The organism is Micromonospora sp. AMSO31t (assembly GCF_008868175.1).
Taxonomy (GTDB): domain Bacteria; phylum Actinomycetota; class Actinomycetes; order Mycobacteriales; family Micromonosporaceae; genus Micromonospora.
In genome coordinates this window covers 1-19,263 of record NZ_WBKT01000072.1, presented here as the reverse complement: position 1 = coordinate 19,263, position 19,263 = coordinate 1, and the positions used below count along the sequence as shown (strand labels likewise).

Genomic DNA, 19,263 nt, shown 5'->3' with positions numbered 1-19,263 from the left:
CGGCGGTGACGGGTCAGCGCAGCCGGTAGACGGCCGCCCGGGAGTTCTCGAAGCGCAGGTCGGCCAGCGTCCGCAGGGCCGGCGCCTCGGTGCCGACCTGCCGGTCCACCACCAGCCAGCGCACCCCGTACCGGTCGCGCAGGGCGGCCAGGCCGGCGGCCGTGGGGGCGGTGAAGGCCGCGTCGTTGGCGCGTTGCCGGCCGGCGTCCCAGAACGGCGCGTACGGGCCGTCGGGCCGGCCGACCATCCGGGGCGCGAAGGCCCACCCCTCGACCAGCACCGACCGCTCGGCGTAGCCGCTGAGCCAGAACGACCGGGCGTCGCACCACCCGTCCGCCACCTCCCGGCAGTGCGCGTTGGTGGCGAGCACGTCGCCCGGCGCGCTGTGCGCCCGCACCCAGCGGGCCGCCTCGACCCTGGAGGCGGGCATCGCCACCACCGGGTACGCCCCGCCGTTCGGGTAGTCCCGGGCCGCGGCGGCGTCCAGCACCAGCCCCGGCGCCCCGGCGGTCAGCACGGCGGTGAGCAGCACGAGCCCGCCCCGATCGGCCAGGCCCGGCCAGCGCCCCACCAGCGCGGGCCAGCACAGGAACACCAGCACCGCGGGCACGGCCAGCACGGCGGCCCAGCGGAGCAGCGGCAGCACCGGGGCGTACGCGGGGACGGCCGGCGAGCTGGTCGCGGAGTGGAGCTGCACCGCGGTGAGCAGCACGGCGAACCCGGCCGTGCCGGCGCCGAGCAGCCACCGGCCCCGGGTGGGGAGGGCGGCCCGGTCGGCCACCTCGACCCAGCCCCACGCGGAGAGCAGCACCCCGAAGGCGAACCCGGTCCGGGTGAAGTACTGGTTGCTGCTGCCGGGATGCCCGACGAGCAGGTAGATCGCCGGGCCGGCGAGCGCGCCGCCGAGCAGGAACACCTGCACCGGATCGAACCGCCGGCGGCGCGGCCGGAGCAGGGCCGCCGCGCCGGCCAGCCGGAGCTGGAGGTTGAGCAGGAACGCCACCGCGACCAGCACCCACCACAGCGCGGTGATCCCCGCCGGCTGGTCGGTCGGCAGGTACGGGCGCAGCCCCGAGAACGGGTCCAGGACCACCCCGTGGCTCTCGAAGGCGAACAGCACCGCGGTGGCGAACACCTGCGCGGCCAGGGCCAGACCGGCGGCGACCAGCACTCCCCGGGGCAGCCGGCGGCGGGCCACCAGGGTCACCGCGGCGGTCAGACCGAGCGCGGCCAGCACGACCGGCAGGGAACTGGCCTTCGCGCCGGTCGACGCGGCCAGGAAGAGGACCGCGAGCGCCCAGGCGCCGCGGCCCAGCGCGGGCACGGTCACCCCACGGGCCCGGCCGACCACCTCACCGAGCGCGGCGACCAGCGGCAGCAGCAGCACCCAGCTGTACGTCATCGACGGGCTGCCCCAGACGATGAAGGTGGCCTGGCTGCCGAAGAGCTGCCGCCAGCCGTTCTCGAAGCCGAACTCGCCCACGCTGAACAGCAGCGCGGCGGCCACCACCCCGGCGTACGGCCGGCCGGTGATCCGCCAGCCGACCACGGCCACCAGCACGGCGGCGAGCGCGCAGAGCGCGGGCACGGCGAGCCGGAACAGCACGGTGGGCAGGTCCACCCCGCTGACCAGGCTGGTGGCGGCCAGGTGGGCGAAACCGAACCAGTGGTAGTGCAGCGGCTCCCCGGCGACCTGCGGCACCTCGGGCGGCACCTGGTGGGTGGCCGCCCCGGCGAGGGAGAGCTGGAAGGCCAGGTCGAGGTACTGGGCCTGCCCCTCGTCGGTGGGGAGCACCGGGTTGACGGCGAGGAACGAAGCGTAGAGGTAGAGGGTGAAGCCGGCCACCACCCCCGCCAGCGACCAGGCCCACCCGGCCGGGACGACGGTGGGGTGGCGGACCCGCCAGTGCCGGCGCAGCCGCGGCACGGCGGCGAAGGGCACCACCACGGCGAGCGGCCAGAGCCGCAGCCAGCCGGGCAGCCCGACCGCGGTGAACCCGGCCCACGCGACCAGTTCCAGCACCAGGCCCACGGCGGCGCCCATGGCCAGGTCCTCGACCAGGGTGTGCGGCCGGCGGCGCAGCGCGCGGAACACCAGCGTGCCGGGCAGCAGCACGGCCAGCGCCGCGTACGCGGTCCAGCGGGCGATCGCGCCGGCCGGGGTGCCGGCGGCGAGCAGCGCGGCGACCACGGCGGCGTACCCGGCGACGGCCGGGGCGAAGCGCAGGGCGACCGGACGGCGGCGCGGGTCGACGGCCGCCGGGGCGGCGCCGGTGGCGACGGCGGTCACCGCAGGCTGTCGGCCAGCTCGGCGGGATCCGGGTGGGCCGGCCCGGTGGCGGCGCTGTCGCCGGCCACCAGGTACGCGGGCCGGCCCTGCACGGCCGTGTAGATCCGGGCCACGTACTCGCCGAGCAGGCCGAGGCAGAGCAGCTGCACGGCGCCGAGGAAGAGGATCGCCACGTAGAGCGAGGGCCAGCCGCTGACCGTGGCGCCGGCGAACCAGGCCAGCACCGCCGCCACCACCAGCACCCCGCAGACCGCCACCCCGACCAGGCCCAGCCAGGTGGCCACCCGCAGCGGGGCGGCGGAGAAGCTGGTGACGCTCTCGGCGGCCAGCCCGGCCATCCGGGACAGCGGGTACTTCGTCCGGCCGGCGGCGCGTTCCTGCCGCTCGTAGGTCACCTCGGCGCTGGGGAAGCCGAGCCAGGGCACCACCAGCCGGAGCACCGGGCCGCGCTCGGGCAGCTCCCGCAGCGCCGTCACGGCGGCCCGGCTGAGCAGCCGGAAGTCGCCGGCCTGGGCGGGGACCTGCTCGCCGACCAGCCGGCGGACCAGCCGGTAGTAGCCGCCCGCGCTCCACCGCTTGAACCGGGTGTCCCGGCTGCGGTCGGCTCGGACGGCGTAGACCACGTCGACGCCGTCGGCGCGGGCCCGGCGCAGCAGCTCGACGATCACCTCGGGCGGGTCCTGGAGGTCGGCGTCGATGCTGACCACGTACGCGCCCCGGGCCCGGAGCAGCCCGGCGTGCAGGGCGGCCTGGTGCCCGCTGTTGCGGCGCAGCCGGAGCACCCGCAGCTCGGGCCAGCCGACCCGCAGCGCGGCCAGCGCCGCCGGGGTGGCGTCGGTGCTGCCGTCGTCGACGGCCACCACCTCGTACGCCTCGCCCAGCCCGTCGAGCACGCCGCGCAGCCGGACGGCGAGCAGCGGGAGGACGGCCTCCTCGTTGAACACCGGCACCACGACGGACAGGGCCGGCTGCGGCGCGGTCACGGCACTCGACCCCCCGGATTCCCTGGCGGCGGACCGGGCCGACGCTACCAGTCGGGCAGGTCAGGACCGGGTCGGTCGCCGGGCACCCACCCCGATCAGGTGCCGCAGGTGGTGGCGGGCAGGCCGGACACCTTCACCGGCGAGTGGCCGGTGGGGCGGGCCTTCCCGGCGAGCACCGCGGCCAGCGCGGTCATCGACGTCCGGGTGGACGAGTAGGTGGCCAGCAGGGTCGGCGACTTCGCCCCGGCCAGCACGTACGGGGTGTCCATGGCCACCGTCACGTCCGCGTCGGCGCGGAGGTCCTTGCTCCCGTCGCCGTACCCGACGAGGTGCACGACGGTGCCGCCGCTGGGCACCACCTTCACACCGGCGGCGGTGAGCGCCGCGGTCAGCGCGGCCCGGGTGCCGTCCCGTCCCCCGGAGGAGGTGACGGTGACCGGGCCGGCCACCGGGCTGCCGCACCGGCCGCGCAGCATGGTCACCGCGGCGGCGGCCAGGTCGGCGGCGGCCTTGCGGTGCGCGGCACTGTCCAGCGTCGACAGCGCCGGCGCCGGCCGGTCGGCCAGCTTGAACTTCATGGTCAGCACCCGGGTGACCGCCTCGACGAGCCGGGTCCGGGGCAGCGAGCCGTCCTTGAGCGCGGCGCGCAGCCCGTCGTAGGCCTGGCCCACGTTCGGGGTCATGAGGATGAGGTCGTTGCCGGCATTCAACGCGCGGACCGCGGCCTCCCCCGGCGACCACTTCTTGGCCGGCGCCATGTTCATCCCGTCGGTGATCACCACGCCCTGGAAGCCGAGCTGGCCGCGGAGCACGTCGGTGAGCAGCTTGCGGGAGAAGGTGGCCGGGGTGCCCGGGTCGACCGCCTTGACGTCCAGGTGGGCGGACATCACGGCCATGGCGCCGGCGTCGATCCCGGCGTGGAACGGCGGGAACGCGGTGCGGTCCAGCACGGCGCGGGACTGCCCGACCACCGGCAGGTCGGTGTGCGAGTCGGCGGCGGTCAGCCCGTGCCCGGGGAAGTGCTTGACGGCGGCGCCGACCCCCTCGGCCTGCAACCCGCGGACCGCGCCGGCCACCTGGGCGGAGGCGGTCGCCGGGTCGGCGCCGAAGGAGCGGGACCCGATCACCGTGCTGCGGGTGGCCAGCACGTCGGCGACCGGCGCGAAGTCCAGGTTGACGCCCATGGCGGCCAGCTCGGCGCCGGCGGCCCGCCAGGCGGCCTCGGTCAGCGCCGGGTTGCCGGCGGCGCCGGCGGCGAGCGGGCTGGGCAGCAGGGTCACCCCGTCGGTGATCCGGGTGACCACGCCGTACTCCTGGTCGGTGCCGATCAGGAAGGGGGCGGGGCCGGCGGGCAGCCGGCCGGCGGCCGCGCGCAGCCCGTCGGTCAGCGCGCGAACCTGCTTCGGGTTGTCGACGTTGGTGGTGGCCTGGTTGCCCGAGGTGGGGTCGTCGGCGCTGAAGCCGACCAGGATCAGCCCGCCGAGGCGGTACTTCGCGACCATCTCCGCGGGGGTGTCGACCCCGGCCAGGGCCCGGTTGCCGGCGGCCGAGCCCGGCGACACCTTCGTGGCCGAGCTGCCGTACGCGTAGGGCATCAGCACCTGGCCGACGAGATCCTCGTCGGAGAGCGTCGCCACCAGGGCGGCCGCCCGGGCGGCCGGGTCGGCCCCGGTCGGGGTGGGGGCGGCCGACGACGGGACCGGCGTCGGGCTCGACGGGGTCGGTCGGGGCCGTTCGGGCTCACCCGAGCACCCGGAGACGAGCAGCGCGGTCAGTGCGGCGAGCGCGACGCAGGTGCGACGCGGGGAAATCGACACGCGTCCCACCGTATCGGGGCAACTTGGCCTTCCGTCACCCCACCCGGGTGAGCAGTGTCACCGGCGCGCCGTCCCCGGCGTACCGGTAGGGCTCCAGTTCGGCGTCCCAGGCGGTGCCGAGCGCCTTGTCCAAGGCGTGCGCGAGCGCCTCCGGGGCCCGGGCGGCGGCCATGATGCTGCGCAGCCGGTCCTCGCCGAGCTGGATGTCACCGGCCGCGCCGACGGTGGCGCGGAACAGGCCGCGTCCCGGGACGTACATGAAGCGCTCGCCGTCGACCCCCGCGCTGGGCTCCTCGGTGACCTCGAAACGGATCATGGGCCACTGCCGGAGGGCAGCAGCCAGCTCGGCGCCCGTCCCCGGGCTGCCGGTCCACCCGCACTCGGCGCGCCGCGCCCCGGGATCGACGGGCTGGGCCGTCCAGTGCAGGTTGACCGGCGCGGCGAGGACGCGCGCGATCGCCCACTCGACGTGCGAGCACACGGCGAGCGGGGTCGAGTGGACGTATACGACGCCACGCGTTGGCACGGTGACCTCCCGGTGAGCCGAGGTGCGTCTTCCCCTACGACCTCGTCCACGCGAGTGGCCTCTGGAACACATGATGACCCGTGTGACGGATGGTGCGCCAGCGAATCGGAAAATTCGCCGGTGCCGGTGACCGGGAAATACCCGGGAGGCTGACCTGGTTGTGCTCCCTGACGGCGCGACGACCAGCCAGGCGTCGGGTTCGTGTACAGTTCTCTGGGCGGTTCTGTGCCGCCGCACGTCTTCGCGGGCTGACGCTCACCCCGGGCGTCAACCGCACATACAGCCCCCGGACGGTTTCCGTCCTCCCGTACGTCTGCAAGGAGTACCTCCGTGGCGAGCAACACCTCTAAGACCGCGCGCGCGTCAGTCCGGGCCGGCCAGGCTGGCCAGGGTGGCGCCCTCAGCGTGCTGGGCGAGTTCAAGTACCTCATCCCGCTCAACGGCGGCAAGCACGCCTACGTGCGCAACCTGACCAACGGCAAGACCGCGCACCTGCGCACCGACTCCGAGGCCTTCGTCGAGGAGATCCGCGTGCTGGCCGCCGCCGGCCACGCCGCCAAGGTCCGCGCCGAGATCAACGCTCTCGCCGCCACCCACCCGGACCACGGCTGGGACAAGACCGAGAAGCGTCTCGTCGAGGCCGGCGTCTTCGAGGGCTGAGCGCCCTCACCCGCGACACCACGAACCGCCCGCCGGGATCACCCGGCGGGCGGTTCTGTCTTGTCACTCCTCGGGCAGCAGCGCCACCTCGCCGGTGGCCAGGTCGTAGAGGGCGCCGACCACGGCCACCTCGCCGGCCGCCACCGGGCCGGCCAGCAGATCGTCGGCGCGCAGGGCGGCCACCGTGCGCCGGACGTGCCGCCGGACGGCGAGGGGATGGGCGTCCGGGTCGTCCGCGCCGACCTCGCGGACCGCCGGCGTGATCCGGTCCACCACGTAGCCCAGCGCGCCACCTGGCCGGCGCCCGCTGCGCAGCGCGTCGACCGCCGAGCCCACCGCGCCGCAGCGCTCGTGGCCGAGCACCATCACCAGCCGCACGCCGAGCTGGCCCACCACGTACTCGATCGAGCCGCAGACCGCCCGGTCGAGCACGTGCGCGCCGGTGCGGATCACGCAGATCGAGCCGAACGTCTGGTCGAAGATCGCCTCCAGCGGCACCCGCGAGTCGATGCAGCCCAGCACCACGGCGTACGGCTGCTGGTCGCCCGAGGCCACGGCGGCGGCGGCCGTCACGTCGTGGCCGTGCACCGGCTGCCCGCTGACGAAGCGCCGGTTGCCGGAGAGCAGTTCGGCCAGGGCGGCATGCCCTCCAGCCTGGTCACCCATCCGACGCCGCGAGCGGGGTTGCGAATCTTCTCACCACCCCGGTTGCCGTGCTGTCATGACGGGTACGCCGGTGTCACCACCGGGTCACTCCGGTGCGGGACACCGGTCGGCCCGGGGAGGTGGAACATGGCGGAGCACCTGGAGGTGCGGCTTCCCGACGGCGTACGCCTGCACGTGACGGCGACCGGGCCGGTCGACGCCGAGGTCACCGCCGTCCTGCTGCACGGCTGGACGCTGGACGGCCGCAGCTGGCACCGCCAGCTCGCCGGCCTGCGCGACCGGTTCGGCGACCGGGTCCGGGTGCTCACCTACGACGCCCGGGGGCACGGCCGGTCGAGCTGCATGGCGCTGCGCAGCGCCACCCTGGCCCAGCTCGGCGACGACCTGGCCGCGGTGGTCGACCAGCTCGTCCCGTCCGGCCCGATCGTGCTGGTCGGGCACTCGATGGGCGGGATGACCGTGATGGAGTACGCCCACCGCCACCCGGACCGCTTCGCCGCCCGCGTCGCCGGCCTGGTCTTCGTCTCGACCACCGCCGAGGGACACACCCACACCGCCTACGGGCTGTCCCCCCGCATCGCCCGGCTGATCCGGCTCGCCGAGACCACCGGCGCCGGGGTGCTGGCCCGCTGCGGCGCCTGGCGCCCGCCGCACGCGCTGCTCCGCGCGCTCCGCCCCAGCATCCGCTGGATGCTCTTCGGCGACCGCTGCGACCCCGCCGACATCCGGCTGGTCACCTCGGCGGTGGCGCACGCCTCGCTGCGCTCGATCGGCGGGTTCCGCGCCTCGATCGGGGCCCAGCACCGGCTGGACACCCTCGCGGCGCTCGGCCGGCTGCCGGCCGCCGCGCTGGTCGGCGACCGGGACCGGCTCACCCCGCCGCCGTGCGCCGAGTCGATCGCCGCGGCGCTGCCCACCACCGAGCTGACCGTCTGCCCGGGCGCCGGCCACATGCTGATGATGGAACGCCCCGACGAGGTGACCGCCGCCGTCGCCGGGGTGCTGCACCAGGTCCTCGCGGGGACGGGCGCGGGCGCGTCCGGGCAGCGGGTGGGAACGCCCGGATAACGGGCAACCCGGACGGCGGGCGGCGGGCAGCGGCATGGCCCCGACACGGGCCGGGTCGGCGGCCCGTACCCTCATTCAGCCCGCCGTCTGACCACAGGAGCCTCCGCGTTGAGCGACCAGACCACCCTGGAACGGGAGATCGCCGTCGAGCAACGGCATCTCGACCGGGTGTACGCCCGGCTGGCCGAACTGCGTCGGTCGGCCGCCGACGCCGAGCGGGAGGGCTACCGGCTGGCCCGGGTCGGCAACTTCGGCGCCCTGGTCGAGCGGGACGCCATGGTCTTCCACGCCGCGCAGCGCCGGCACGTGCTGGACGCCGAGCACGAGGGGCTGGTCTTCGGCCGGCTGGACCTGCGGACCGGGCAGGTGCTGCACGTGGGGCGGCTCGGCGTGCGCGGGGAGAACGCGGAGACGCTGGTGGTGGACTGGCGGGCCCCGGCCGCCGCCGCGTTCTACCAGGCGACCCCCGCCGAGCCGCAGGGTGTGGTGCGGCGGCGCACGATCCAGTCGTCCGCGGAGCAGGTCACCCGGATCGAGGACGACCTGCTGGACCCGGAGGCGGCGCCGCCGGAGATGGCGGTGGTCGGTGACGGGGCGCTGCTGGCGACCCTGTCCCGGGCCACCGGCCACGGCATGCGGGACATCGTGGCCACCATCCAGCGGGAGCAGGACGAGGCGATCCGCTCGCCGGGCAGCGGGGTCACGATCGTCTCCGGCGGCCCGGGCACCGGCAAGACGGCGGTTGCCCTGCACCGGGCCGCGTACCTGCTCTATTCCGACCGCGCCCGGTACGCCGGCGGCGGCATCCTGGTGGTCGGCCCGTCGAGCGTGTTCGTCCAGTACATCGCCTCGGTGCTCCCCTCGCTCGGCGAGGAGACGGCCACCCTGCACTCGCTGGGTTCCCTGTTCCCCGGCGTGTCGGCGACCCGGACCGACCCGCCCGAGGTGGCGGCCGTGAAGGGGTCGCTGCGGATGCGGCGGGTGCTGGAGCGGGCCGTCCGGGACGCGGTGCCCGACTCCCCCGGCGAGCTGCGCCTGCTCTACCGGGGTGAGCTGCTCCGGTTGGAGCGGGCCGAGCTGGACGCCGTCCGGGACCGGACGCTGTCCCGCGGCGCGCGCCGCAACGAGGTGCGCCGGGCGGCCTTCGACGCGGTCCTCGCCGCGCTCTGGGCGCAGGCCCGCAAGCTGCGCATCGGCCGGCTGCCGGAGCAGCCCGCGTTCGAGGACGAGATCATCGAGCGGCCGGAGTTCCGGGAGTTCCTCAAGGCCTGGTGGCCGCGGCTGCACCCGCGCCACGTGCTGGGCTGGCTGGCCCGCCCGGAGCGGCTGCGCCGGTACGCCGGCGGCATCCTGTCCGGCGCCGAGATCCGGCTGCTGACCGGGGCGTACCGGAGCCTGGACGGTGAGGGGCCGACGATCGCCGACGTGGCGCTGCTGGACGAGCTGGACGCGCTGCTCGGCCGGCCGGTGCAGCGGGCGAGGCCGAAGCGGGACCCGTTCCTGCTGGCCGGCGGCGTCCGCGAGCTGAGCACGGCCGCCGACCGGCAGCGGGCCGCCCGGGCCGCGGCCCGGGAGCGCCCGGAGGACTACCGCGACTACGCCCACGTGGTGGTCGACGAGTCACAGGACGTCTCGCCGATGCAGTGGCGGATGGTCGGCCGGCGCGGCCGGCTGGCCTCCTGGACCGTGGTGGGCGACCCGGCGCAGACCGCCTGGACCGGCGACCCGCAGGAGCTGGCCCGGGCCCGCGACCAGGCGCTGGGCCGGCGCCGCCGGCACCGGTTCGAGCTGACCACCAACTACCGCAACTCCGCGGAGATCTTCGCCGTGGCGGCCGCGGAGATCCACCGCGTACACCCGGATCTCGCCCTGCCCACCGCGGTCCGTTCGACCGGGGTGGCGCCCGTCGAGCGGACGGTGCCGGCCGCCGACCTGCCCGCCGCCACCGCGGCCGCGGCGCGCGCGCTGCTGGCGGAGGTCGAGGGCACGGTGGGCGTGATCACGCCGGTGCCGCGCCGGGACGAGGTGGCCGGCTGGCTGGGCGACCTGGGCGGCCGGCTCCAGGTGGTGACCAGCCTCCAGGCCAAGGGCATGGAGTACGACGGGGTGGTGCTGGTCGCGCCGAGCGAGATCCGGGCCGATCCGGGGTCGGGCGTCCGCACGCTCTACGTGGCGCTCTCCCGGGCCACCCAGCGGCTCACCACACTCGACCCGGTCGGGTGACGGCGGCGCCGCATCCGGCTTTCACTTGCACACATAGCGATGTGAGCATAGATTAAGCCCGGCCGGTGCGGCGGACGAGAGGGTGTGGGCGTGGGCGCAGGTCATGACCACAGCGGCGCGGTGGCCAACGCGGCGCAGCGTCACCGTGGTCGGCTCTGGGGCGCGTTCGCGCTGCTCACCGCCCTGATGGTGGTCGAGGCGGTGGCCGCCTTCGCCACCGGCTCGCTGGCCCTGCTCTCCGACGCCGGGCACATGTTCACCGACGTCCTCGGCATCGGCATGGCGCTCGCCGCGATCACCGCCACCCGGCACGCCGACACCGACCCGCAGCGCACCTTCGGCCTCTACCGGCTGGAGGTGCTGGCCGCGCTGGCCAACGCGGTGCTGCTCGGCGCCGTGGCCGTCTACGTCCTGATCGAGGCGGTACGCCGGTTCGGCGAGCCGCCGGAGGTGCTGGCCGGGCCGATGCTCGCCGTGGCGGTGCTCGGCCTGCTCGCCAACATCGCCGCCTTCGCGCTGCTGCGCGCCGGCGCCGAGGAGAGCATCAACCTGCGCGGGGCCTACCTGGAGGTGCTGGGCGACCTGCTCGGCTCCCTCGGCGTGATCGGCGCGGCCCTGGTCATCGCGGTCACCGACTGGTGGTGGGCCGACCCGCTGGTCGCCGTGGCGATCGGGTTGTTCATCCTGCCGCGCACCTGGCGGCTCGGTCGGGCCGCGGTCCGGATCCTGGTACAGGCTGCCCCGGAGCACCTCCAGGTGACCGCGGTGCACGACCGGCTGGCCGAGGTGCCCGGCGTCGCCGAGGTGCACGACCTGCACGTCTGGACGCTCACCTCGGGCATGGAGGTGGCCTCGGCGCACCTCACCATGACGCCCGGCGCCGAGGTCGGCGAGGTGCTGACGGCCGCCCGGGCCGCCCTGCACGAGGACTTCTCGATCGATCACGCCACGTTGCAGATCGAACCCGGAGCGTCCCCCGGGGCGTGCGGCGCGGTCGAGTGGTAATTAGGGCAATCTTAAATCCAAGTGGCTATTGTGCATCTGTGCCGGTTTTGTCCGGGACACCGGCTCCCACCAGCGGAGCCGGCCCGGCACAGCGCCGGTAGGCTCGATCGCGGCCCCCGCCGGGCGGCGCCCGCCGGCGCCCGCGGTGGCCAGCGCCTAATCGCCCGCACGGGCGAGCCGGGGAACCACGTTCGTGGGGTGCATCCGCGTCAGCGGTAGGGATCTTCCGTCCCGAACCCGTCAGCTAACCCGGTCGGCGGTTGACGGAAGGACACGTGAATGCCCCCAGTGGCACCTGTACGACGGACGGCCGCCCGGTTGGCGGCCCTGCTCGTCGCGACGCTCACCCTCGGCGTCGTGACCGTGCCGGCCTCCCCCGCCTCCGCGGCTCCGGCGACTTCCCCCGCCGGCCTGCTCGCCGCCGCACCCGGCGACGACGAGGGCGGCACCCCGGCACTGCGCGCCCAACTCGACGCGGCCAGCAAGGGCTGGCTGGACGCACGCACCGCACTGAACCGCTCGGTGACCCGGCAACAGCAGCTCACCGCCCAGCTCAAGACGGTCAACGACGAGTTGACCGTCCGGGACGCCAAGGTCGGCGAGATCGCCGGGGTCGCGTACCGGTCCGGGCGGCTGGGCACGGCCGCGGCGCTGCTCGGCAGCACCAGCCCCGAGGGCTTCATGGACCGCGCGGCGGCGCTGGAGCAGGTGGCCGCGCACGAGGACCGCGCCCTCCGCGACCTCATCGACACCAGGGACGAGGCGACCCGCACCCAGGCCGCGCTCACCGGTGAGATCCAGGAGCAGCGCAAGCAGGTCGCCGTGATGGCCAAGCGCAAGCAGCAGGCCGAACGCGCCCTGGAGGTGGCGAACAACCGCGCGTCCGGCAGCAGCGGCGGCGGCAGCGTGCAGGGCACCTCCTCGGCCAACGCCAAGCCGGCCAAGCGCAACGCCGACGGCTCCTGGCCGTCGGAATCGTGCAGCGTCAACGACCCGACCCCCGCCGACGGCTGCATCACCCCGCGTACGCTGCACGCGCTCCAGCAGGCCAAGGCGGCCGGCTTCACCCGCTACGTCTCCTGCCACCGGCCCAGCGGCTCGGGCGAGCACCCGAAGGGGCGGGCCTGCGACTTCGCCGCACAGAAGGGCGGCTTCGGCGGCGTGGCCAGCGGCGGCGACAAGACGTACGGCAACAACCTGGCCGCCTACTTCATCCGCAACGCCGACGCGCTCGCCGTGCTCTACGTGATCTGGTTCAAGAGGATCTGGCTGCCCAGCAGCGGCTGGAAGTCGTACAGCGGGGGCAACGGCGACCCGTCCAGCGACCACACCAACCACGTGCACCTGTCGGTGTACTGATCCGCGACCCGGCGGCACCCGGCCTACGCCCCACGACGTACGCCGGGTGTCGCCGCGCGGCCCACGACGCGACGCCCGCGACGGCCGAGCATCGGTGGCATGACTCGACTCTCCCCCGCCGGACGCAAGGCCCTGCTCACCCTGCACCTGGTCACCTCGTTGGGGTGGCTCGGGGCCGACCTGGTGCTGCTGGCCCTCGGCGTGGCCGGGCTGCGCGGGGCCGACCCCGAGGTGGTCTACCCGGCCGCCGCGCTGCTGGTCACCTGGCTGTTCGCCCCGCTGAGCGTGCTCGTCTGGCTGGTCGGGCTCGCCAGCGCGCTGCTCACCCCGTGGGGGCTGCTGCGCTGGCGCTGGGTGCTGGTGAAGTTCGCGGTCACCACTGTGGTGGTCGTGCTCGTGCTGTTCCTGCTCACCCCCACGGTCCGGCACCTCGGCGCGCTGGCCGGGGCGGCCGACACCCACCAGCGCGTCGACCTCGTGGTCCCGCCGACCGTCTCCAGCACGCTGCTGCTCGTCGTCACGGTGCTGTCCACGTACAAGCCGTGGGGCCGGTTGCGGCCGGCCGGCCCGGCGGCGCGGCGACCGGTGGCCGCGGGGCGGCGCGGCTGAGTCAGGCCGCCCCGCCCTCCAGGGTGGCGCCGAGCCGGCTGGCCAGGCCGAGGTGGGCCGCACGGGCCTGCCGGAAGGCGTAGCCGAACAGCGGCGCGGGTGCGGAGAGGGTGATCTCCACGTCGATCCGCACCACCCCGTCGGGCTCGTCGCGCAGCCGGGTGTGGTTGCGCAACGTGGTGGCCGGCTGCTGCCGGGCCACGGTCACGACCTCGTCCTCGTTGGCGACCAGCACGTCCGCCTGGTAGGTGACCGGGAAGTGCAGCGGGCCGAGCGCCAGCCGGTCGGTGATCGCGTAGCTGGCCAGCGCCCCCGGGCGGGCCGGCAGCTGGCGGACCCGGACGATCAGCGGATGCAGCTCGCCCTGCCGGCTCAGGTCGCCGAGCAGCGCCACCGCGTGGGCCCTCGTGCACCGGGCCTGCACGGTGTAGCTGAAGCTGTCGCTGCTGAGCAAGCGGCACCCCCTCGCCGTCGTGGGTCCGCACGATCGTCCCGTACCGGAGCCGGGCTGGCAACGGGTCGAAAGTCCCCGGCCGGGGGCAGGTCGGCGAGCTGGAGTGGATCAGCGGGAGGTGGGCGATCAGGCGCCGGGGAGCACCTGGGGGGTGCTGTCGGCGAACCAGGGCTCGGGCGCGCCGAAGAGGCCGAGCAGGCCGGTCACCCAGAGCTGCCGGTGCACGAAGCGGCTCGGCTCGGTGACCACCAGCTTCACGCCGCTGACCTCGCAGGTCTGGAAGCCGGCGACCATGGCGCTGATGCCGACCGAGTCGATGAAGGTGACGAGCCGCATGTTGAGCTCGATCCGGGAGGGGCGGCCCTTGGCGAGCACCTGGGCGATCGCTTCCCGCACCTCGTACGCGGTGTCGACGTCGATCTCCCCTCGCGGGGCGATCTGGACCACACCACCCGGCAGCACCGACTTCACGATCGACAGGCTCACGCGAGCACCTCCACTCGCCCGTACGGGCGCCTCATCAGTACGCGGGCCGCGACCGAGAGTATTCCTCCGACGGCCTCGGTCGCCACCCCTCGGGATGAGCAATTCGCGTACTGGGCACACCTGGGCATCCCAATCCGGACCTTCGGGCTCCTATTTTCCCCGCAGCGCGGGGTCCCAACCGGTCGATCGGCCGGGTGGGCCCGGCCGATCCGCCGACCCAGGGTAGCGGGCGGGCGCACCCCCGGGTGGCACCCGCCCCCGGCGCGTTCGCGTGGTTCGTCCGGTGCCGCGCCGATCGGGCGCGACCCGGCCCACCCCGGTGGGTTTGCGCCGGCTCCGGTGCGGGCACTGGCCCCGGTGAGCGAACCGTCACGCGCCGGATGACACCCGGAGTCCGATCTGGCCGCCGGACTTCGGCACCCCGAGGAGGTAACACGATGTTCGGATCCACCCTGCTGGACCGCCGCAGCAAGCCCGAGCGGGTCGCCGACCAGGCGTGGCAGCACCTGCTCTCCGCCGCCGGCTCCGCCGGCGACAGCGTGCGGGACGCCGCCCGGTCGGCCCGCCGCAACTCCTCCGGCCTCGCCGACGACGCCACCGACCTGGTCGGCTCCGCCGCCGAGGAGGCCCGCCGCCGGGCCAGCCTCGCCTTCGACGCGCTCGCCGGCCGCCGGCCGGCGCTGCCCTGGACGCTGCTGATCGCCGCGGCGCTGGCCGGCGCGGCGATCGGCTGGGCCGCCGGCACCGCCGCGCGGGCCGCCGGCAGCCGCGAGCGGGACGTCGACGAGATCGAGTTCGTCGACGTCGACCGCCCCAACTCCCCCGCCGGGCTGGACGGCTGATCCCGGCACGCGACGGTGGCCGCCCCCCGGCGTCGGGGGCGGCCACCGTTGTTCGCGGCCCGGTCAGCGGGCCGCCCAGATCGGCCCACCCGCATCGGGTGAGGGCGGGTCACCCGGGACGCGCGCAGGATCGGGGTTGCGGGACTCCGTGCCGGCGGAGCCCGGCGAACCGCGAACCGAGCCCCGGGAGGGAGCCAGCATGGCCACCGCGACGACCACCCGCACCGACCAGGAGATCCAGTCCGCCGTTCTCGACGAGCTGACCTGGGAGCCCCGGGTACGCCCCAACGAGATCGGGGTGACCGTCACCGAGGGGGTGGTGACGCTGGCCGGCTCCGTGGACAGCTACGCCAGGAAGTGGGCCGCCGAGCGGGCCGCCCACCGGGTGCCCCGGGTGCGGGCGGTCGCCAACGACATCGCCGTCCGGATCGCCACCTCGGCCGAGAAGAGCGACCCGGAGATCGCCACCGCGGCGAGCCGCGCCCTGGAGTGGGACGCGTTCGTGCCGATCGAGGCGCTCGACGTGACCGTCGCCGACGGCTGGGTCACCCTGCACGGCGAGGTCGAGTGGGAGTACCAGCGCCGGGCCGCCGAACGCTCGGTCGCCCGGCTCACCGGCGTACGCGGGGTGAGCAACGGCATCACCGTGCGGCCGAGCGTCCGCGCCGACGGTCGCGACCTGGCCGAGCGGATCGTGGACGCGCTGGCCCGCAACGGCGCCACCGAGGCGGAGGGGATCAGCGTCCGGGTGCACGGCGACACCGTGCTGCTGGAGGGGCTGGTCCACTCGGCCGGCGAGCGCGAGGAGATCGAACGGGTGGTGTGGAACGCGCCCGGCATCCGGGAGGTGCGGAACGAGGTGACGGTCGGCCGCTGAGGCGGACCACCCCGGCCGGGTGATCCCGGCTCACCCCGCCGTGGGCGAGGCTGGGAACCATGACTGATCCGAACGCCACGCCGGATCGGCGGGTGATGGCCCGATGACCACGCCACTGCAGGTCACCACCGCCCGGCTGCGGCTCCCGGTCACCGGGACGGACCACACCCGCGGGCCGGCCGACGCGCCGGTCACCCTCGTCGAGTACGGGGACTTCCAGTGCCGGTTCTGCGGGGCCGCCCACACCAACCTGGCCGAGGTGCTGCGCCAGCGCGCCGACACCGTCCGGCTGGTCTACCGGCACTTCCCCATCGCCAACGTCCACCCGTACGCGGAGAGCGCCGCCGAGACGGCCGAGGCCGCCGGACGGCGGGGGCGGTTCTGGGAGATGCACGACTGGCTCTACGAGCACCAGGACCAGCTCGACCCGGTGCACCTGTCGCTCGGCGTGGAGCAGCTCGGGCTGCCGCCCGACGAGGTCGGCGCCGAGGTGGGGCGTCACGCCCACGCCGACCGGGTCCGGCAGGACTTCGTCGGCGGCATCCGCAGCGGGGTCGACGGCACCCCGACGCTCTTCGTCAACGAGGTGCGTCACGACGGCGGGTACGACCTGGCGGATCTGCTCGCCGCCGTCGATGCCGCCGCGGACGCCTGAACCCGGTCGCGGTCAGATCAGCCGCAGCTCGCGCGCCCGCCGGACGGCCTCCCGCCGGCGGGTCGCGTCGAGCTTGCGGTAGATGTTGCGCACGTGGGTCTTCACCGTGTTGACCGACAGCGACAGCTCCCCCGCGATCTCCACGTTGGACAGGATGCTCTGCAGGTAGCGCAGGATCGTCAGCTCCCGCTCGGTGAGCGGCTCGTCCAGGGTCCGCTCCGGGCCGGCCGGACGCTCCGGCGACTCGTCGGCCCGCCGCTCGTCGGCCCCACGGACCAGGTCGCTCACCGTCGCCCAGTGCGCCGTGCCGGCGTCGAGGTGCGCCGCGAGCAGGTCGCGTACCGCCGGCTCGGCGCGGGTGAAGACCCGCCGGTAGCCCTCCGGCTCGGCCAGGTCGAGGACCTGCTCCAGGATCCGCCCGGCACCCCGGTCGTCGCCGGCGCCGCCGGTCAGCACCGCGTCGAGCAGCCCGGCGGCGAGCCGCACGCGCAGCGGCCAGGAGTCCGCGTCCGGGCCGGTCCAGTGGGGCAGCGCCCGGCCGGCCGCGCGCGCGTCGCCGGCCGCCAGCCGCACCCGGGCCAGCGCCACGTCGAGGGCGGCCGGCCCGCCGCCACGAGCGCCGACCGGTTCCCCGGCGACCGTCGCCCGGTCCACCGCGGCCGCGCCGGCCGGGTCGGGTGGGGTCGTGGTGTCCGTGGCGCCCGCTCCCGCCTCGGCCAGCAGGGCACGGGCGCTCTCCAGGTCCCCGACCGCGCCGCGCAGCTGGGCCTCGTCGGCGACCAGCCAGGCGTCCAGGTCGGGGCCGGGCGCCGTCTCCCGGGCCGCCGCCAGGGCGCGCAGCGCGGCGGCCGGTTCACCGCCGGCGGCCAGCAGCCCGGCCCGGCAGAGCGCGGCCAGCGCCGCCCCGCCCGGCTCCGCGGTCGCCGGGCCGGCCAGGGTCAGGTTCGCCGCGGCCTCCGCCGGCTCGTCGCGGTCCCACGCCACCAGGGCCAGCGCGAGGTACGCGTACCCGCAGTCCAGCCGTGAGGACCAGCCCTCGCAGGGCGGCATGGCCAGCGCCTCCCGGGCGGTGCGTTCGGCGGACCGGAGCGCGCCGTGCGCCGCCTCCAGCAGTGCCGACCGGCTCGCGCAGACCAGCCCGGTACGCGGCCGGCCCGCCCGCCGCGCCGCCGCCAGCGCACCGGAGAAGTGCCCGGCGGCCTCGGACAGTTGTCCCTCGGCCAGCGCCACCAGCCCCAGCGCGGTGCCCGCGACCGCCCGCACGTCGGCGTCCTCCCCCGCGCCGGCCCGCGGGTCGTCCCCGGGGGCGGTCGGGGCGGCGGTGGCGAGCAACCGCCCGGCCGCCCGGCGTACGTCGTCGTGGTCCCCGTCCAGCCGGGCCAGGGTCAGCTCCACAGCGGTGGCCAGCCGCCGGAAGCGGTCCCGGCGCGGGGCGGGCAGGTCGCGGGCGTGCTCGACGGCCGTCCGCAGCCGTCCGGCGGCCGCCTCGGCGTCCCCGGCGTACGCCCGTTCGGCCGCGCCGGCCAGCGCCAGCTCCGGATCGCGGCGCACCGCCTCGACCGGTGGATCGGGCGGGGCCGGGGCGACGGGCCGGTCCCGCTCGTACGGCGCCAGCTCGGGCCAGCGGGCGATCAGCAGCTCGGTGGCGGTGTCCCACTCGCCACCGGCCAGCGCGTGCCGCAGCGCCTCGGCCGGCCGGTCGTGGCCCGCGTACCAGCCGGCGGCGCGCCGGTGCAGCTCGCGCAGCTCGTCGGCGGGGAGCCGGTCCAGCTCGTCGCGGAGCAGGTCGGCCAGGAGCGGCTGGCACCGGTACCAGGGCGGGCTGCCCCCGTCCTGCTGGACGAAGCCGCCCTCCCGGGCCAGGTCGGCCAGCACCTGGCCGGCGTCGGGCCGTCCCGTCACCGCGTCGGCCAGGTCGGCGCAGACGGCGGCGGCCACCGCGCTGCGGCGCAGCACGTCCCGGGCGGCCGGGTCCAGCGGCGCGAGCACCTCGTCGCGCAGGTACCCGGCGACGTCCGGGCGGTCGCCCGCGAACCCGTCGACCGCGCGGGCCGGGTCGGCCTGGGCGCGCAGCGCCAGCGCGGCGAAGCGCAGGCCGGCGGGCCAACCCCCGGTGCGGTCGGCCAGCCGGGGCACCGCCGCGGCCGGGAGCGGCACGCCGTGCGCGACCAGCAGGTCGGCCACCTCGTCGGGGGTGAACGCCAGCTCCCCCGGGCCCACCTCGGTCAGCTCGCCGGCCAGCCGCCACCGGTGCAGGGCCAGCGGCGGGTCGGTCCGCGCGGCGGCCACCAGCCGCAGCCGTCCCTCGGTGTGCCGGAGCAGGAACTCCAGCCCGGTCAGGGCGGCGGGGTCGGTCACCCGGTGCAGGTCGTCCAGCACCAGCAGCACCGGGCGCTCCCGGGCCGCGAGCGCCGCGGCGAGCAGTTCGAGCTGGTCCGGCCGGGGCGGGCCGTCCGGCAGCGGCGGCCGGGGACCCTCGTCCGGGACCCCCTCGGCGGCCGCCCGCAGCGCCGCCGCCAGGTAGGCCCAGAGCCGCTCCCCGGTGTCGCCCTCCTCCACGGTCACCCAGGCCGGCGGCGGCTCGGCCCGCACGGTCCGGGCCCAGCCGGCGAGCAGCGTCGTCTTGCCCCAGCCGGCCGGCGCGAGGACCAGGGTGACCGGCCCGGCGGCGCCCCGGTCCAGCCGGTCGATCAGCCGGGGCCGCACCAGCACCGGCTCGGGCAGCGCTGCCGGCGCCAGCCGG

17 protein-coding genes and 1 riboswitch are annotated in these 19,263 nt (G+C 76.1%); of the genes, 9 read left to right on the top strand and 8 right to left on the bottom strand.

The features are described 5' to 3' along the window. Positions 1-13 precede the first annotated feature (13 nt). From F8274_RS17425 to F8274_RS17410, 4 genes are all read right to left on the bottom strand, one after another. Positions 14-2,290, bottom strand: a complete 2,277-nt coding sequence (locus tag F8274_RS17425; protein WP_151463453.1) for a DUF2298 domain-containing protein — start codon at positions 2,288-2,290, stop codon at positions 14-16. Then, positions 2,287-3,273 carry a glycosyltransferase family 2 protein gene (locus F8274_RS17420; RefSeq protein WP_151463452.1) on the bottom strand — a complete coding sequence of 329 codons (987 nt, stop codon included), beginning with the start codon at positions 3,271-3,273 and terminating at the stop codon, positions 2,287-2,289. The genes F8274_RS17425 and F8274_RS17420 overlap by 4 nt, the downstream gene beginning before the upstream one ends. A 95-nt stretch (positions 3,274-3,368) precedes the next feature. Then, positions 3,369-5,099: a glycoside hydrolase family 3 protein gene (locus F8274_RS17415; RefSeq protein WP_151463451.1), complete on the bottom strand. Its 1,731-nt coding sequence runs from the start codon at positions 5,097-5,099 to the stop codon at positions 3,369-3,371. Between the two features lie 25 nt (positions 5,100-5,124). Continuing rightward, positions 5,125-5,616 carry a DUF3145 domain-containing protein gene (locus F8274_RS17410; protein WP_151463450.1) on the bottom strand — a complete coding sequence of 164 codons (492 nt, stop codon included), beginning with the start codon at positions 5,614-5,616 and terminating at the stop codon, positions 5,125-5,127. Positions 5,617-5,946: 330 nt separating this feature from the next. On the opposite strand from F8274_RS17410, the gene F8274_RS17405 reads away from it, so the two are divergent. Further along, entirely contained in the window at positions 5,947-6,276 is a 330-nt protein-coding gene (locus tag F8274_RS17405) for a hypothetical protein (protein WP_151463449.1), read from the top strand. Positions 6,277-6,339: 63 nt separating this feature from the next. Here the strand turns inward: F8274_RS17405 and F8274_RS17400 are convergent, their stop codons facing one another. Further along, positions 6,340-6,942 carry a carbonic anhydrase gene (locus F8274_RS17400; RefSeq protein ID WP_151463448.1) on the bottom strand — a complete coding sequence of 201 codons (603 nt, stop codon included), beginning with the start codon at positions 6,940-6,942 and terminating at the stop codon, positions 6,340-6,342. A 126-nt stretch (positions 6,943-7,068) separates the two neighbouring features. On the opposite strand from F8274_RS17400, the gene F8274_RS17395 reads away from it, so the two are divergent. From F8274_RS17395 to F8274_RS17375, 5 genes are all read left to right on the top strand, one after another. Continuing rightward, complete coding sequence (locus F8274_RS17395; protein ID WP_151463447.1) at positions 7,069-8,010, top strand: alpha/beta fold hydrolase; 942 nt, start codon at positions 7,069-7,071, stop codon at positions 8,008-8,010. Between the two features lie 108 nt (positions 8,011-8,118). Next, positions 8,119-10,233: an AAA family ATPase gene (locus F8274_RS17390; protein ID WP_151463446.1), complete on the top strand. Its 2,115-nt coding sequence runs from the start codon at positions 8,119-8,121 to the stop codon at positions 10,231-10,233. A 90-nt stretch (positions 10,234-10,323) separates the two neighbouring features. Further along, positions 10,324-11,238, top strand: coding sequence for a cation diffusion facilitator family transporter (locus tag F8274_RS17385; protein ID WP_151463445.1), 915 nt, complete (start codon positions 10,324-10,326; stop codon positions 11,236-11,238). Between the two features lie 143 nt (positions 11,239-11,381). Further along, positions 11,382-11,513: riboswitch (cyclic di-AMP (ydaO/yuaA leader) on the top strand. A gap of 4 nt (positions 11,514-11,517) precedes the next feature. After that, on the top strand, positions 11,518-12,597 hold the full coding sequence (locus tag F8274_RS17380; protein WP_151463444.1) for a hypothetical protein: 1,080 nt from the start codon (positions 11,518-11,520) through the stop codon (positions 12,595-12,597). A gap of 99 nt (positions 12,598-12,696) precedes the next feature. Then, positions 12,697-13,206, top strand: coding sequence for a hypothetical protein (locus F8274_RS17375; RefSeq protein WP_151463443.1), 510 nt, complete (start codon positions 12,697-12,699; stop codon positions 13,204-13,206). 1 nt (position 13,207) lies between these two features. Here F8274_RS17375 and F8274_RS17370 read toward each other — a convergent pair whose 3' ends face one another. Together F8274_RS17370 and F8274_RS17365 are read right to left on the bottom strand one after the other, a co-directional pair. Then, positions 13,208-13,660 (bottom strand): SRPBCC family protein, encoded by a 453-nt coding sequence (locus F8274_RS17370; protein ID WP_151463442.1) that lies wholly within the window; start codon positions 13,658-13,660, stop codon positions 13,208-13,210. Between the two features lie 126 nt (positions 13,661-13,786). Beyond that, positions 13,787-14,146 (bottom strand): STAS domain-containing protein, encoded by a 360-nt coding sequence (locus F8274_RS17365; protein WP_151463441.1) that lies wholly within the window; start codon positions 14,144-14,146, stop codon positions 13,787-13,789. A 437-nt stretch (positions 14,147-14,583) separates the two neighbouring features. Here F8274_RS17365 and F8274_RS17360 point away from each other — a divergent pair, with 437 nt between their 5' ends. From F8274_RS17360 to F8274_RS17350, 3 genes are all read left to right on the top strand, one after another. Next, on the top strand, positions 14,584-14,988 hold the full coding sequence (locus F8274_RS17360) for a hypothetical protein (protein ID WP_151463440.1): 405 nt from the start codon (positions 14,584-14,586) through the stop codon (positions 14,986-14,988). Positions 14,989-15,187: 199 nt separating this feature from the next. Further along, positions 15,188-15,865, top strand: a complete 678-nt coding sequence (locus F8274_RS17355) for a BON domain-containing protein (protein WP_151463439.1) — start codon at positions 15,188-15,190, stop codon at positions 15,863-15,865. 103 nt (positions 15,866-15,968) lie between these two features. Then, positions 15,969-16,520, top strand: a complete 552-nt coding sequence (locus F8274_RS17350) for a thioredoxin domain-containing protein (protein ID WP_151463438.1) — start codon at positions 15,969-15,971, stop codon at positions 16,518-16,520. A 12-nt stretch (positions 16,521-16,532) separates the two neighbouring features. Here F8274_RS17350 and F8274_RS17345 read toward each other — a convergent pair. Then, positions 16,533-19,263, bottom strand: a 2,731-nt coding sequence (locus tag F8274_RS17345) for a LuxR C-terminal-related transcriptional regulator (protein WP_151463437.1), incomplete at its 5' end; no start/stop codon positions are given.

Excerpts from the sequence above, each read along its gene's own strand:
- F8274_RS17380 (WP_151463444.1), top strand. The coding sequence starts at position 11,518 with ATGCCCCCAGTGGCACCTGTACGACGGACGGCCGCCCGGTTGGCGGCC.
- F8274_RS17400 (WP_151463448.1), bottom strand. The coding sequence starts at position 6,942 with ATGGGTGACCAGGCTGGAGGGCATGCCGCCCTGGCCGAACTGCTCTCC.
- F8274_RS17375 (WP_151463443.1), top strand. The coding sequence starts at position 12,697 with ATGACTCGACTCTCCCCCGCCGGACGCAAGGCCCTGCTCACCCTGCAC.
- F8274_RS17350 (WP_151463438.1), top strand. The coding sequence starts at position 15,969 with ATGACCACGCCACTGCAGGTCACCACCGCCCGGCTGCGGCTCCCGGTC.
- F8274_RS17355 (WP_151463439.1), top strand. The coding sequence starts at position 15,188 with ATGGCCACCGCGACGACCACCCGCACCGACCAGGAGATCCAGTCCGCC.
- F8274_RS17360 (WP_151463440.1), top strand. The coding sequence starts at position 14,584 with ATGTTCGGATCCACCCTGCTGGACCGCCGCAGCAAGCCCGAGCGGGTC.
- F8274_RS17395 (WP_151463447.1), top strand. The coding sequence starts at position 7,069 with ATGGCGGAGCACCTGGAGGTGCGGCTTCCCGACGGCGTACGCCTGCAC.